This window comes from Chelativorans sp. J32 (genome assembly GCF_000518985.1).
Lineage (GTDB): Bacteria > Pseudomonadota > Alphaproteobacteria > Rhizobiales > Rhizobiaceae > Chelativorans.
Window position 1 is genome coordinate 298,569 of sequence record NZ_JAEQ01000004.1, and the last position, 13,695, is coordinate 312,263.

14 protein-coding genes are annotated in these 13,695 nt (G+C 61.1%); 5 read left to right on the forward strand and 9 right to left on the reverse strand.

Features of this window, described 5'->3' with window-relative positions; all coding sequences use genetic code 11:
• The first annotated feature begins 29 nt into the window (after window positions 1-29).
• A complete protein-coding gene (locus CHEJ32_RS0108775) occupies window positions 30-1,937 on the forward strand; it encodes a bifunctional sugar phosphate isomerase/epimerase/4-hydroxyphenylpyruvate dioxygenase family protein (RefSeq protein WP_028033540.1) in 1,908 nt (635 codons plus the stop codon).
• Window positions 1,938-2,128: 191 nt separating this feature from the next.
• Entirely contained in the window at window positions 2,129-2,917 is a 789-nt protein-coding gene (locus tag CHEJ32_RS0108780; RefSeq protein ID WP_028033541.1) for a DUF1206 domain-containing protein, read from the forward strand.
• Window positions 2,918-2,974: 57 nt separating this feature from the next.
• On the opposite strand, the gene CHEJ32_RS0108785 is transcribed toward CHEJ32_RS0108780, so the two are convergent.
• From CHEJ32_RS0108785 to CHEJ32_RS0108795, 3 genes are all read right to left on the reverse strand, one after another.
• Window positions 2,975-3,205, reverse strand: a complete 231-nt coding sequence (locus CHEJ32_RS0108785; RefSeq protein WP_028033542.1) for a DUF378 domain-containing protein — start codon at window positions 3,203-3,205, stop codon at window positions 2,975-2,977.
• A gap of 186 nt (window positions 3,206-3,391) precedes the next feature.
• On the reverse strand, window positions 3,392-3,808 hold the full coding sequence (locus CHEJ32_RS26185) for a DUF982 domain-containing protein (RefSeq protein WP_156936649.1): 417 nt from the start codon (window positions 3,806-3,808) through the stop codon (window positions 3,392-3,394).
• A 203-nt stretch (window positions 3,809-4,011) separates the two neighbouring features.
• Window positions 4,012-4,359: a DUF982 domain-containing protein gene (locus CHEJ32_RS0108795; RefSeq protein WP_028033543.1), complete on the reverse strand. Its 348-nt coding sequence runs from the start codon at window positions 4,357-4,359 to the stop codon at window positions 4,012-4,014.
• Window positions 4,360-4,494: 135 nt separating this feature from the next.
• Here CHEJ32_RS0108795 and CHEJ32_RS0108800 point away from each other — a divergent pair, with 135 nt between their 5' ends.
• Window positions 4,495-4,677, forward strand: coding sequence for a CsbD family protein (locus CHEJ32_RS0108800; protein WP_028033544.1), 183 nt, complete (start codon window positions 4,495-4,497; stop codon window positions 4,675-4,677).
• A 63-nt stretch (window positions 4,678-4,740) separates the two neighbouring features.
• On the opposite strand, the gene CHEJ32_RS0108805 is transcribed toward CHEJ32_RS0108800, so the two are convergent.
• The 5 genes from CHEJ32_RS0108805 to CHEJ32_RS0108825 all read right to left on the reverse strand — a co-directional run bounded on the left by CHEJ32_RS0108805 (window position 4,741) and on the right by CHEJ32_RS0108825 (window position 10,221).
• Entirely contained in the window at window positions 4,741-5,262 is a 522-nt protein-coding gene (locus tag CHEJ32_RS0108805; protein WP_028033545.1) for a DUF6790 family protein, read from the reverse strand.
• A 139-nt stretch (window positions 5,263-5,401) separates the two neighbouring features.
• Window positions 5,402-6,436: a GGDEF domain-containing protein gene (locus CHEJ32_RS26190; RefSeq protein WP_156936650.1), complete on the reverse strand. Its 1,035-nt coding sequence runs from the start codon at window positions 6,434-6,436 to the stop codon at window positions 5,402-5,404.
• 351 nt (window positions 6,437-6,787) lie between these two features.
• Window positions 6,788-6,952 carry a hypothetical protein gene (locus tag CHEJ32_RS27085; protein WP_156936651.1) on the reverse strand — a complete coding sequence of 55 codons (165 nt, stop codon included), beginning with the start codon at window positions 6,950-6,952 and terminating at the stop codon, window positions 6,788-6,790.
• An 82-nt stretch (window positions 6,953-7,034) separates the two neighbouring features.
• Window positions 7,035-7,739, reverse strand: a complete 705-nt coding sequence (locus CHEJ32_RS0108820) for a BA14K family protein (RefSeq protein ID WP_034658093.1) — start codon at window positions 7,737-7,739, stop codon at window positions 7,035-7,037.
• A 679-nt stretch (window positions 7,740-8,418) separates the two neighbouring features.
• Complete coding sequence (locus CHEJ32_RS0108825) at window positions 8,419-10,221, reverse strand: adenine deaminase (RefSeq protein WP_028033547.1); 1,803 nt, start codon at window positions 10,219-10,221, stop codon at window positions 8,419-8,421.
• Window positions 10,222-10,373: 152 nt separating this feature from the next.
• Here CHEJ32_RS0108825 and CHEJ32_RS0108830 point away from each other — a divergent pair, with 152 nt between their 5' ends.
• Both CHEJ32_RS0108830 and mgtE read left to right on the forward strand, forming a co-directional pair.
• Entirely contained in the window at window positions 10,374-11,144 is a 771-nt protein-coding gene (locus CHEJ32_RS0108830) for an SDR family NAD(P)-dependent oxidoreductase (protein WP_028033548.1), read from the forward strand.
• Window positions 11,145-11,335: 191 nt separating this feature from the next.
• Window positions 11,336-12,754, forward strand: a complete 1,419-nt coding sequence (gene mgtE, locus CHEJ32_RS0108835) for a magnesium transporter (RefSeq protein WP_051469556.1) — start codon at window positions 11,336-11,338, stop codon at window positions 12,752-12,754.
• Here the strand turns inward: mgtE and CHEJ32_RS0108840 are convergent.
• Window positions 12,749-13,579 carry an RNA methyltransferase gene (locus CHEJ32_RS0108840; RefSeq protein ID WP_028033550.1) on the reverse strand — a complete coding sequence of 277 codons (831 nt, stop codon included), beginning with the start codon at window positions 13,577-13,579 and terminating at the stop codon, window positions 12,749-12,751. The two genes, mgtE and CHEJ32_RS0108840, sit on opposite strands and share 6 nt — an antisense overlap.
• Window positions 13,580-13,695: the final 116 nt, after the last annotated feature.

Here is a 13,695-nt window from a genome sequence, read left to right on the forward strand (position 1 = left end):
ACGTTCATTTCTCGGAGGGATATTCGAGGATGAAGACTTCTATTGCCACCGTCTCCATCAGCGGCGACCTGAAGGAGAAGCTCGCCGCGATCGCTGCTGCCGGGTTTGACGGCGTGGAGATCTTCGAGAACGACTTTCTCGCCTTCGATGGGACGCCTGCCGAGGTGGGCCGCATGGTGCGGGACCATGGGCTCGAGATCACGCTGTTTCAGCCTTTTCGCGATTTCGAGGGGATGCCCGAGCCGCATCGGTCGCGCGCCTTCGACCGGGCGGAACGCAAATTCGACCTGATGCAGGAGCTGGGTACGGACCTGATGCTCGTCTGCTCGAACGTCTCGCCTCTGGCGCTCGGCGGCGTCGATAGGGCCGCCACGGATCTCCGCGAGCTTGGGGAGCGAGCTGCGCAACGTGGCCTTCGCGTCGGCTATGAGGCGCTCGCCTGGGGCCGCCACATCAACGACCATCGTGATGCGTGGGAGATCGTCCGGCGGGCAGATCATCCCAATATCGGCCTGATCCTCGATTCTTTCCATACGCTGGCGCGCCGTATCGATGTAGAGACGATCCGGGCCATTCCGGGCGACCGCATTTTCATCGTCCAGCTTGCCGACGCACCCGAGATCGATATGGATCTGCTCTATTGGAGCCGCCACTTCCGCAACATGCCCGGGCAGGGCGACCTGCCGGTTGTAGACTTCATGCGGGCGGTCGCGGCCACGGGATATGATGGCCCGCTCTCGCTCGAAATCTTCAACGACCAGTTCCGCGGCGGATCGCCGAAATCGATCTCCGTCGACGGGCGGCGGTCCCTCGTGAGCCTCATGGATCAGGTTGCGCGCATCGAGCCCGGCATCCGGCTTTCCGTGCCGTCGATCCCCGACAGGATCGTGGTTGAGGGCGTGGAGTTCATCGAGTTCGCGGCGGATGAAGAGGAGGCCCGGGAACTCGCCGGCCTGCTCTCTGCGATGGGCTTTGCCCTTGTCGCCCGCCACCGCAACAAGGATGTCGACCTTTGGCGGCAGGGCGGGATCAACATCGTCATCAACACGGAGAAGGAAGGTTTTGCGCACTCCTCCTATATCGTCCATGGCGCCAATGCCTATGCCATGGGGCTCAAGGTGGAGGATGCCGCCGCTACCGTCGCTCGCGCAAAGGCGCTAGGCGCGGAAATCTTCGAGCAGCGGCATGGACCGGGGGAACTTGCCATACCGGCTATCCGCGGCGTCGGCGGCGGGGTCATCTATTTCCTGGACGGCAGAAGCGAGCTTTCGCGTGTCTGGGAAATCGAGTTTGAGCCCCTGGCTGGCGGCAAGGAGGCGGATGCGGGGCTCGTGGCAATCGACCATGTCGCCCAGACCATGAATTATGAGGAGATGCTGACGTGGATCCTGTTCTACACGTCGATCTTCCGCACCCGTAAGTCGCCCATGGTCGACGTTGTCGATCCTGCCGGGCTGGTCCGCAGCCAGGTCATCGAGAGTGAGGATGGGGCGTTGCGGCTGACGCTCAACGGCGCAGAGAACCGGAAGACGCTCGCCGGCCATTTCATCGCGGAAAGTTTCGGCTCGTCCGTGCAGCACCTTGCCTTTGCCTGCCGCGACATTTTCGATACGGCGCGCGCTCTGAAGGAACACGGTTTCGAGGCACTGGAAATCTCGCGCAACTATTATGACGACCTCGAGGCCCGCTTCGGCCTTGATGCGGATTTCTCCGACCGGCTGCGGGCGGAAAACATTCTTTATGACCGTGACGGCGAGGGCGAGTATTTCCAGCTCTACAGCACCAATTATGGCGAGGGCTTCTTCTTTGAGATTGTCGAGCGCCGCGGCAGTTACCGCGGCTACGGCGCTGCGAATGCGCCGTTCCGCATCGCTGCGCAGAAGCGCTCGCTGAGACCTGCAGGACTTCCGAGCCTGGACTTCACCACAATACCATAGGCGTTCTTCGAGCGTGATCGAAGCCGAAGGCGGTTGTGCATCCCGGTGCAAACACCGGAGATCCGGCGTAGCTTTAACCGACACGTGCTCCGTCCCGGTTGGGCGAGGGGGAGGCGATTACGTTCCTGCCTTAGGGAACGTGCCCAGTCGTCCGCGCATTTCTCCTCACCTGATATCTGCGAGGAGGGACCATGCTGCGGGACGTCAAAGATTCATTCCGACCACTCGCCCGCGCGGGGTATGCGGCGCGTGGCTTGATCTATGCCGTGATTGGCTTTTTTGCTGCGCTCGCGGCGATCGGCGGTGGTGAAGCGATGGGTTCTCGCGATGCGTTGATGGTGCTGCTGTCCAGCGGGGCGGGCAATGCGCTTGCCTATGCGCTTGTCTTTGGATTCCTGTTCTATGCTCTGTGGCGTTTTATCCAGGCGGGTTTCGATACCGATCATCATGGAAAGACTGCCAAGGGTATCGCCATCCGAACGGGTCTCGCGATAAGCGGGATCACCTACGCGGCACTCGCCAGTTACACATGGTCCCTTGCCAGAGGTGCGGGAAGCGGCGGTAGCGGCGGCGGATGGGCGGACACGCTTGCCTCCTTCGTCGGCGCGCGCTGGGTTTCGGCGGGGCTTGCTCTGGCTCTTGCCGGCGCGGGCATAGCCCATGTGATGAAGGCTCTTCGCGAACGCTACGCCCGCTATCTCGAAGCAGACGCGAAAACCATGAAGGTCATAAATCCGATCGCCAAGGCGGGACTGATTGCGCGCGGTCTGGTGTTCCTCGTACTCGCGTTCTTGCTGGCCACACGCTCCGTGCGGGGAGGCGAGGAAGCGAGTTCCAAGGGCGCGCTCCAGTTCATTCAAGGGCTGCCGTTTGGGTGGCTTCTTCTGACGCTGATGGGCTTGGGCCTGATCGCATTTGCAATATATTCGTTCACCGAAGCGATCTATCGGCGCATCAATGTGGAAGACGCTCGGGTCTAGCCCGAGCCCGGCAGAAGCCCCGGCCCTAAAGGCCGGGGCTCGTCTGCACAGGTCTTCTCAGTGCACATTCCGCTCGGCCCTGACCTCGCCCTCGCTGAGACTTCTGACGAATGGTATGAGCTGCCAAATCGCTGACAGGCCAACGAGAACATAGACGATCCGCGAAAGCGTTGCGTCCTGGCCACCGAAGATGGCCGCAACGAGGTCGAACTGGAACAGGCCCACCAACAGCCAGTTCAGGCCGCCCACGATGATGAGCAGCAGCGTTATGATGTTCAATGCGTGCATTTGCTTCTCCTAGAGCTTGATGGCTCCCAACAGCCCCGGTGGCGCAACGTTCCCTTGAGGAAATCCCTCGTGAGCTCCCTTCATCGGGAATCTGGATCAACAGCCGCGCCGCCCTCTACTAGCGACCGGACTGCGGTCGCAGACCTGGGAAGTCCGCCTGTGGGAGCAGCTTGGCGGCGACGCATGTCAGCGCTGGACCACGATTTCCGTCTTCAAGCTCTTCTGAAGGGCGATGCCCGAACCGCCCGCGGCTGGAGTAGCTGCGTCGTCAGGCTCAATGGCGGAACCATGGCTTTGCCAGCGCAAATCTTTCGTCGGCGCGCTGAAGGAAGCATGAATGCCTTCGCCCTCCATCCTTCCATGGGCTGTCGGCAGCACGCCGGCGACGCGGCACGCCGCCCTGAAGGCGCGGAAGGCAGCGGAAGGTGCTTTCAGCCCGTCGAGGCAGTCGCGGCAGGCCCGGACGGCACTGCGATATTCTCGGCATCTTGTGATTGGCCATGACCCAAGCAGGCACTCTAGTGCCTCGAAGGCCGTCGCCACGTTGCGCAGATTACCGCCGAGCGAAATTTGCACGGTCAACGGAAAGGCTTTGTCGTTCATGGTATTCGCCGTGTTATTGTCGTTTTTGTCGGTGGCTTCGCCCCATATCAGCCGGCCTTTCAACACCCGAGGCCGCGGTTGGTTCCCCTGGATCGTTCCTTTTTGCGAAGGGAGCGATGAATGCGGTCACCCGCATCGGGCCCGCAGCATGGTGGCGCGTGCTGCATTGGGTCAGGTGCTCTTAATGGCAGGGGATACGTGGTTTAGGGCCTGCAACGCAGCCCGTCGGATGCTCTTCCCGGCGCCGGCATATCAGAAGCCAGAATGCCGTAGGTCTCGGCAAAATCGAGGAATGCTTCCCAAGCGTTTTCCACAAGCTCGGAGTCTTCCGTGGCGGATACGAACGAGTCAAAAGCGCGTTCCAGGACGGCATCGCTCTCGATCGGGAACTGGGCAACGATGTCGATGGCCTGCTCCAAATCCCAAACCTCGGCATTCTCGCCGGGGCTCAACACGATCCTTACGGGAAGCTGGAAATGCGGCTGCATGCTCGTCCCTTTTGCAAGCCAAAGAGCCAAAACGGCCGAGAGCGGCAAAAGTTGCACGTTCATCGCCGGGGAGTCCAGCGACAGGGATCTTAGAGCCGGTATCTGCGCCGCTGCAACAGGCGGTCCGGGCCGAACTTTTTGCCCCGCCGCTTGTTCGAATGTCCCGGCAGATGCCGTGACCCGAACTAGGAGAGCCAGATGCACAAGGACGAAGCAAAGGGTACCGCAAAAAAGATGCGCGGCAGCGTCAAAGAAGCCGCAGGAAGAGCAACCGGCGATGACAAACTTCGCGCCGATGGCAAGGCCGATAAAGCAGAAGGCAGCGTCCAGAAGGGCGTCGGCAAGGCCAAGGACGCGATCAGAGACGCGCTCAAGAAGTAGTGGCGGTTCCCGGAATTTGATCTCGGCTGGGCTGACGCAGCAGTGGCCCAGCCGGAAACGAGGTCAGGCGTTCAACGCAGGATGGCGGCGAGCCCCGCCATAGCGCATCCAGAGCAGAAGCGCTCCAAGCACAGGCACCAGAATGTCGGTGTAGAAGATGATTCCCGCATTCCCCGGCGCAAAATTTCCGGCAGTGACCATCTGGTATACGTGACCACCGGCTGCACCAAGCAGGAAGCAAGCAGGTCCCAGCACGGCGGCCAGGCGCATTTCGAAGCCGCTGCGATAGGCAAGAAAACCGACGACCGCGAAACCTAAGCTCGCCCAGCCCACTTCCGCTTGAAACGGGCTGTTCTCCCACCCGATGAAGGAGGCGGCCACGTCTCCGAAGAAAACGTGCATGACGAAGTTATAGAGAAACGTGAAGCCGATCACGAACAGCGCGTAGAAGGCCAGCGCCGACTCAGCGAACTCAGAGCGCCCCGTTACCCGCGCTCTCGATTGGGAGATCGCGGTCGCAATCGCGGCGATTATGAGAAAAGTCAGCGTGAAGTTGCTCAGCAGAAAAGCGATTAGATTCGCCATCTCTCTCCTCCCGCCTTGATGGCTGCAAGCCGTCGTCGCGCTCAGTCGCGGCCCGGCTTCGGGGGAAATATGGCACAGCAAGGCCTCACCGGATAGCGGTGCAGCATGTATGATCCGCGCAACCCGCCGGATTGATGGGCTAGAGCCGTCGGCCCGCAACCGTGCTGAGCGGAATGGGCGCAATCACCGCCCGGTTCTTGCCGGCCTGCTTCGCCTTGTAAAGCGATCGATCCGCACTCGCCATCATTGCCGAAAGCTGCTCCGACTGATGCCGCGTATGGATGCCGATGCTTATCGTGACGGGATAGTCATCCGGAAGCCCCGTGATTCTTGCACGGTCCAGTTCGCTGCGGACCCGCTCGGCGTATTCGAGCAGATCATGCCGTCGTGTCTGGTGGTAGAACAGCGCGAACTCCTCACCACCTGTACGGCCGACGAAATCGGCAGCGCCATGGAGGGCAAGAACTCTTCCGACACCGGCTATGACCTGATCGCCGACGGCATGGCCGAACGTGTCATTGATCTGTTTGAAATTGTCGATATCGGCGAGCATAAGTGCCGAGGAAAGCGGCGCGGGTGCAGTGCATTTTAGTGCCGTGGCTACCTTGCTCTCGAAACCGCGACGGTTGAGGATACCCGTCAGATAGTCCTGGTCGACCTCTGTGCGAAGCTCGTTGAGCATCTGAGCAGCCGCCGCCACCAAGAAGGTCAACGCAATCAGGATGGCAAGCAACGGCGTCACCGCCTGCACGGTTGCCCAGTAGGCCGACCCGTGAACGGAGCCTGAAGAATTGACATCCAAGGCTTTGAACAAAGTGGCCGTCGGCCGTACGACCGCGATCGCGAAGAGGAAAATCGTTACGGCCACGAACAGCCGATCTACACTCGATCTGATTCCGGCTCGTATCAGCAGCCAGCCGGTCACTGCAGAAAGGACCGCAAAGCCAGTGTTCACGGTGTAAATGCGCCCCTCGACGGAAGGGACGACAAGGAGATAGCGGTAGAAGAATACAGCGCAGATCGCACACGTCGTCACGAAAGCCAGGACGGGCACCCGTGCTCTCACGCGCATGAGAGCGCTCACGCAGGCTGACAGGACCGCGCCAAGAAAGAGGCAGTTGACCGCAATGCGAAGACCCGGACCTTCGAATTCGTCGAGAAAGTCATTCGCCACGAAAGCCAGTCCATAACAAAGGAATGCGATCCCAAGCAGCAAGAGATGTTTTTGGGTTGGCTTACTCCACCATAGAAGAAGAAACGTCGCGGTTAGGACTGCGGCGATCGCTGGGTTCAGCAACTCAAAAAACAACTGACCTGCCAAGTGTCAGCCTTTTCATTGTAGGAGAGTTCTATGATCTCCCTCTAGATCCACCTGCCCAAGGAAGCGTTAAACCCCAACTTGGTTGAATGCACAGAAGTGGTGGTAACGGCAGAAAGCCGGGCACCCCACTCCGTCGTCATAGGATCGCTACCGTCGCACGCGCCAGCCTGCATATCCCGCCGTTAAGCGGCACTGCGGCCAACGTCACGCCAGCCAATAGGCGAGACAGAACGTTGCCAGGAAAAGCACGCAGACCAGTGCGGTGAAGGTCGCCGGGCGGCTTCTGGGAGCCAGATCCTCGGCCAGAACCTTGAATTTCTTGGGCTCCCCCCATTTCACCCGCCGGAACTTGTAGACGTTATCCCGCATTTTGCGAATTTTGGCGCCGGGGGCGTTAAGAATCAGTCAAGACTGTGCCGGCGCCATGGATATTGGCCTCGATGAAATGCGTTCATTCACACTGCCGGCGAGGACCGCCGCCGTAAGGCTGGTACGTATTGTCCTCCGGCCGATACGAGCGGTATCTGGCAAAGCAGGACTGGATATGTGCCGGATCCAGGTGAGAGGCTGGCGCTGGGGGCGCACTGAAGCTGTTGCCCAACGCGGAGGATTCCTCTGACGAAGCGCTGACCACCTGCTCTGGCTCGTCCCGTGTTTCGAAAGCGTTGGAAGTTTCGGAGAACGGGGAGACGCACTCGCGTCGCTCGCCGCTATAGGCGGTGTATCTGTTGTCCTCGGGATTGTAGGAGCGATATCGCTCCAAACACCATGCGACATGCGCTGCGTCGGGCTGCGAAGCCGGCTGAAAGGTCGGCTCGGCTACGGCCGAGGCGGTTATAGGGTCGACGGTCGACTCCATAGGATCCATGGTCGACCCGGCGTTGAATCCGGCGAGTTGCTCATCGGCAGCGGCTTGCGCCTGCATTGGCATTCCTGCTTTGGCTGGCGCCGGTGCGGGTTTCGTATTCTTCGGCAAAGCTTCCTGATTGGCGCTGACCCTTACGGGTTCGTTGCTCCATGGCCCTGAATAACTCGCATTGAACTGACGGACAGGAACCGGCTCGGCGGTCAGATACACAATAGTGACGGCGGCGCCGCTCACGAAGATGACGAGGGTCAGGAAAAAGCCGCTGATGAAGGCGAATAGATATTTCATAGTGCGCATCCCTGGTTCGTCCCTCCCTTCCAGAATGAAGCGAGCGGCCCAGAGTTCCCTCCGATGTGAGTCGGACAAGGATTTGCGCTGGGGATGCGCAATGAGACAGGCAATGGGAGCTGGACGTTACCTGGTCTGTACCCGCGATCCCGTCAGAAAGAAGCGCCGCGTGGTCTTGCTGGATATTGACCGGTTGCCACTGTTTACAATCGTCTAGTTCTGCATATTTCGGATGCCAAGGATATCTTTATGCGGCCAAAGATGCCGTGGCCGTATTTACTTCACCCTGCTTGCGTTATAAATCGCTTCTGGGGAACAATTGGGGGAAGTTGACGTGGAAAACCATCCGCGTTGGAGCTGTCATGGGTGCGACGCCGAATTTCCATTGCGGCTGAACGACAAGTGGCGAACGCTTCGGGTATCGATCAGCCATCCCGAAGCTGCATCTCGCCTCGATGAGGTCTTCGAGCTGTGCCCCGCCTGTCACTTGAAGCTGATGGAGCTTGCCCACCCTCGAAAATGGCCCCGGGTGGGCGTTGGCAGCTAGCAGCGACGCGGAAGGGGCATGCCTCTCCCGGCGATGCTGAAGCTGCGGCCGGCACTTTCGCGGTGCGTTCATGCCGGCGGAAGAGCAGGGCGCTCCGCCGTTGTAAAGAGCAGCGAGCGCCTCTCATCCCGTTCAGGCGGCCTCGAAAAGCTCGACAATCTCCATCTCCGGAACAAGCACGAGCCCCTTGTCGGTGATGCGGATTTCCGGAATCACCGAGAGCGGGATCAGGTTGAAGCCCATATAGGGAATGGAGCAGCCTGCCTTTTCCCATTCTGCCTTCAGGGCCTTCACCTCCTCCGCAACCTCGGTCACACGCTTGTCTGAAAGCAGGCCCGCGATCGGCAGGGGGACCATTGCAGTCACCTTGCCGTCCACCACCACGCAGACACCGCCTTGAGTCTCTTCGATAGCGCGCAAGGCCGCCTGCATGTCTGCTTCATTGGTGCCGGCCACGATGACGTTATGGCTGTCATGGCCGACGGAAGAAGCGACTGCGCCGCGCTTCAGGTTGAAATTGCTCAGAAGCCCGTGCGCGACATTGCCGGAGGATTTTCCGTGCCGCTCGACGACGGCTACGAAGCAGAGTCCATGCCGGTCGAAATGGTCCTGCCAGTTGTTTGCAGGCTCTAGCGTGATCCGCTCATGGCCGAGGGTTATTCCCGGAAGCTCGGTGCGGATCGCATGCGCCACCACTTTAATGGTCGGCAGATCGGGCGTCAGCTTGACGTTTCGAGGCAGTTTCACCGTCTGGTAGGCGGCTTGCGGGTAATGGTAGCGGTTGGAGAGGGCTGCATCGAGCAGCGGCGTGATGCGGTGGTTTTCCACCACAAGCTCTCCGCCATACCAGGTGTTGACCGGCTTGAAGCCATCATCGAGCAGGACGAGATCCGCGCGGCGCCCGCCGCCGAGGCCGCCGATCTCGCCTTCCAGGCCGAAGCGGGTCGCACCATGGAGCGAGCCCATGGCCCAGGCCTGCTCCGGCTTCATGCCCGCCCTCATGGCTTCCCGCGTGACCCAATCGAGGCCGAAGAGCAGAAGGTCGTCCGCATCCCGGTCATCGGTGCAGACTGCGATCCGCTTGTGCGAGGCACCGAGTTCAGTGATCGTCTTGATTGCCTCCGGCAAGCTGTGCCACGGCGTGGTCGGCGGGCCGCCGCGAAGAAAAAGCCAAATGCCAGCCTCGAGGAGGTCGTCCGCAATATCACGGTCGATCGCCTCATGCGTATCGGTCACGCCGGAAGCCGCGTAAGCCGCGACGAATTCGCGGCCATAGACGTGGCCGGAGACGGGACGTCCGCGCTGGAGCGCCGCCGCCAGTATAGCATGGCTGCGTTCGTCACCCATGGCGACCTGCACGAAATCCATCTTCTCGCCCAGGGCAACGGCTTCGGGCCACTTGTCGAAGAGGGCTGCGATTTTCTGTGCGGTGAGGTCGCCGCCTGCGGTCTCCAATTGCGGAGATGTGGCCGGCACGGTGCTCGGTACTGTGAGGAAGATGGAAAGCGGCGCCTGGCGCGCGTCTTCCAGCATGGCCTCGATGCCCGCTATATCCATCACATTGCCGATTTCGTGGCTGTCGCAGAAGATCGTGGTCGTGCCGTTGAGAAGCGCGGCTTCCGCATAGGCGCAGGCGGTCACCATGCTTGATTCGATGTGGATATGCGGGTCCACGAGCCCGGGAGCAATCAGCCCGCCCGCAGCATCATAGGTCTTGGCGAGGCTTCCCTTGTGGCTGCCGGCCGGCTTCACCGCTGCGACACGCCCGCCCGCAATCCAGATCTCGCGATCGGGCAGGATACGCTCCGAATAGGTCGAGAGCACCCGCGCGCCTTTGATGACGAGGTCCGGGTCGGCGCGACCCGAAGCCACGTCGGCGAGATGCCGCGTCATGGTTGCCAAGGGGCGCACGGAAAAGCGGGTGAGGGAATTCATGGTGACCTCAATGATCGAGAAGCAAGCCAGGCAGGCAGAATGGCCCTGGTATGGTGAAGGATCAAGCGGCCTTGGGCTTGCGCGGTCAACGCTCGCAGAACCTTCAGGACCTTCCCTCGTTATACAGGCGGTCAAAGCAAGGACAATGGGATATGCGTCTCACCGACAGGATAGCGATTGTCACGGGCTCGGATTCGGGCATGGGGAAGGCAATAGCGGAGGAGTGCGCGCGCGAAGGCGCCGACATCGTCGTAACCTACCACTCGGATGAGGAAGGAGCGGAGGAAACCCGCAAAAGAGTGGAAGCTGCGGGCCGGAGGGCACTGGTCCAGCAATTGGACGTCAAGGACGAGAGCAATGTGGTGAGCTTGTTCGAAGCCGTCCAGCGCGAACTGGGCCTTCCGGACATCCTGGTCAACAATGCCGGCATTGGCGGCGGCGGCGCGAGTGTCGCCGAGATGACGACGGAAGATTTCGACCGCGTCGTGAAGACCGATCTCTACGGGCCGTTTTTCTGCTGCCGCGAGTTCATCAAAATCCGCAAGGAGAAGCGCGGCGGCAAGATCATCAACATCACCTCCGTGCACGAAGCAATCCCTAGCCCTCGAAGCGCGGCCTACGGCGCTGCGAAGGGTGGTCTTCTGACCTTTACGCGCTCGCTGGCGCTTGAGCTTGCGCCCCTGCAAATCAACGTCAACGCGATCGCTCCCGGGCTCATACGCACGCCCATGACAGCGCAGCGGACAGAGGACCCGGAGAAGATGCGAGAGGAACTGCCAAATATTCCCTGGCACCGTCCCGGCGAGCCTTGGGAGATCGCGAAACTGGCGCTTTATCTCGCATCCGACGATTCCGACTATGTGACGGGCCAGAGCTTCACGATCGACGGCGGCCTGGAGATGAACTGGGGGCAGGGGGCCTGATATTCGCAGGCCTCCCGATCAGGCCTGCAGCTCCGGTGGTGACCTTTTTCGACCGCGGTCGCGCGGATCGAGCCAGGCCCGCGCGTCTTTCCTTGGACTTTGTCTTTGCAACGCTTTTGTTCCAGCCGAAGGCGCGCTAGAGGTGGCGCGAAACGCGTAGACGTGTGCCGTATAGTCGGTAGGAGGCGTCCTTGAGCGAGCCGGAGACGCAGGAAAGAAACGGAATCCCGGCCGCAGCGTCCGGGCATGATATCTACGGCGAGGATGGCTCCGTCTCTGCGCAGTTTCTCTCGCATGTCGGCGCCGCGATTGCCGATCGGGACACGCTGACCCTTCGCAGGGATGTCGGCACGCTCCACCAGTCGGAGATCGGCCACCTCCTCGAGGCTTTATTGCCCGAGCAGCGTCGTGCCCTGGTCCAACTCATGGGCAACGAGTTCGACTTCACCGCATTGACGGAGGTCGACGACGCCATACGCCACGATATCGTGGAGAGCCTGCCCAACGCGCAGATCGCTCAAGCCGTCCAGCAGCTCGATTCGGACGACGCGGTCTACATCCTCGAGGATCTTGATCCGGAGGATCAGGACGAAATCCTGGCACAGCTGCCCTTCACGGAGCGAGTGCGACTTCGTCGGTCGCTGAGTTATCCGGAAGAGACCGCCGGCCGGCGCATGCAGACGGAGTTCGTTGCCGTTCCTCCGTTCTGGACGGTGGGGCAGACGATCGACTACATGCGCGAGGATCAGAATCTCCCGGACAGCTTTGCGCAGATCTTCGTCATCGACCCGACGTTCCGGCTCGTCGGCGCGGTCGACCTCGATCGCATTTTACGTACGAAGCGCTCGGTCAAGATCGAGGAGATCATGCGCGAGACGCGCCACGCCATTCCGGCCACGATGGACCAGGAGGAAGCCGCGCGCATTTTCGAGCAATACGATCTGCTTTCCGCGGCGGTGGTGGACGAGAATGAGCGTCTGGTCGGAGTGCTGACCATCGACGACGTTGTTGACGTGATCACCCAGGAGGCGGAGGAAGACCTTCTGCGCATGGGCGGCGTGGGCGACGAGGAACTGTCCGATTCGGTGCTGGCAGCCGGGCGGTCGCGGGTGCCCTGGTTGATGGTCAATCTTGTGACCGCCTTTCTGGCGGCTTCGGTGATCAGCTTGTTCGACGCCACGATCGAGCAGGTTGTTGCGCTCGCCGTTCTGATGCCCATCGTGGCCGGGATGGGAGGGAACGCCGGGTCGCAGACGATGACGGTGACGGTGCGCGCGCTCGCTACCGGCGACATCGACATTTACAATGCCGGTCGCGTCATACGCCGTGAAATGGGGGTAGGGCTGCTCAATGGCGTCGTCTTTGCCACGCTGATAGGGCTCGTCGCCGGGATATGGTTCCAGAACGGCGACATCGGCGGCATCATCGCGGCAGCAATGATCATCAACATGTTCGTCGCTGCGCTCGCGGGTATACTTATCCCTCTCTTGCTTGACCGTGTCGGCGCCGATCCCGCGGTTGCCTCTTCCGTCTTCGTGACGGCTATAACGGATGTTGTCGGGTTCCTTGCCTTTCTCGGCCTCGCAAGCTGGTGGTTCGGCCTGCTATGACCTCGCGGCAAGCGACCGGCGCGCGACGTAAAGCGCCACCGCAGCCGCATTCGAGACATTGAGCGAGCGAATGGCGCCTGGCATATCGAGGCGCGCGAGAGCCCGCACCGTCTCCCGTGTCTTTTGCCGCAGCCCCTTGCCTTCGGAACCCAGCACGAGGGCGATCTTCTTGCCTTGAAGCGAGTCTTCCAGCAGCTCCGGCCCGTCCGAATCAAGGCCGACGGTGAAGAAGCCCGCCGCATGCAGCTCCTCGAGGGCATTCGCGAGATTACGCACTTCGATGTGATCGATGTGCTCCAGCGCGCCCGACGCAGCCTTGGCGAGCACCCCCGATTCGGTGGGGCTGTGACGAGAGGTGGTGACGAGCGCATCCGCGCCGAATGCCACCGCCGAACGCATGATGGCCCCTACATTGTGAGGGTCGGTCACCTGGTCGAGCACCAGAACGAGGGAGGCCTTGTCCAATCCGGAGAGCGGTTTCGGGCGACGCGCCTCCGCCTCCACGAGCACGCCCTGGTGCACGGCGTCAGGTCCCACCAGCGCGTCGATGATCTTGGGCTCGACGATTTCCGTCGGGAAGGGCAGGGCGTCGGGATTGGCGATCCCCAGCCGCTGGGCGGCATTGCGCGTTATCAGCATGCGATGAATCGAGCGCGCAGGATTGTCCAGGGCCGCGCGCACGGTATGCAGCCCGTAAAGGCGCACGATATCTTCCGGCAATTCCGTTTCCGCCTGCCTTGTGGGCGCGGTGCGGTCACGATGTGCCCTGCGCAGCCGGGCATAGTGGCTATCCTTGGGGGATCCTGGTTTTTTCTGGTCGCTCATGGGCCCTCCTATAAAGGAGCGAAGGGCCCGCGCCTATGGTCGCACGGGCACCTTCTTGCGATTTTCCGCGTTGATGTGCCTCGACGCTGTTGACAGCCGGAAATGACGTGGCCATA

Coding starts and splice junctions, on each gene's coding strand:
- CHEJ32_RS0108775 (WP_028033540.1), top strand. CDS start 30: ATGAAGACTTCTATTGCCACCGTCTCCATCAGCGGCGACCTGAAGGAG.
- CHEJ32_RS27085 (WP_156936651.1), bottom strand. CDS start 6,952: ATGCGGGATAACGTCTACAAGTTCCGGCGGGTGAAATGGGGGGAGCCC.
- CHEJ32_RS0108840 (WP_028033550.1), bottom strand. CDS start 13,579: ATGAGCGACCAGAAAAAACCAGGATCCCCCAAGGATAGCCACTATGCC.
- CHEJ32_RS0108785 (WP_028033542.1), bottom strand. CDS start 3,205: ATGCACGCATTGAACATCATAACGCTGCTGCTCATCATCGTGGGCGGC.
- CHEJ32_RS0108825 (WP_028033547.1), bottom strand. CDS start 10,221: ATGAATTCCCTCACCCGCTTTTCCGTGCGCCCCTTGGCAACCATGACG.
- CHEJ32_RS26185 (WP_156936649.1), bottom strand. CDS start 3,808: ATGAACGACAAAGCCTTTCCGTTGACCGTGCAAATTTCGCTCGGCGGT.
- CHEJ32_RS0108800 (WP_028033544.1), top strand. CDS start 4,495: ATGCACAAGGACGAAGCAAAGGGTACCGCAAAAAAGATGCGCGGCAGC.
- CHEJ32_RS0108805 (WP_028033545.1), bottom strand. CDS start 5,262: ATGGCGAATCTAATCGCTTTTCTGCTGAGCAACTTCACGCTGACTTTT.
- CHEJ32_RS0108820 (WP_034658093.1), bottom strand. CDS start 7,739: ATGAAATATCTATTCGCCTTCATCAGCGGCTTTTTCCTGACCCTCGTC.
- CHEJ32_RS0108780 (WP_028033541.1), top strand. CDS start 2,129: ATGCTGCGGGACGTCAAAGATTCATTCCGACCACTCGCCCGCGCGGGG.
- CHEJ32_RS0108830 (WP_028033548.1), top strand. CDS start 10,374: ATGCGTCTCACCGACAGGATAGCGATTGTCACGGGCTCGGATTCGGGC.
- CHEJ32_RS0108795 (WP_028033543.1), bottom strand. CDS start 4,359: ATGAACGTGCAACTTTTGCCGCTCTCGGCCGTTTTGGCTCTTTGGCTT.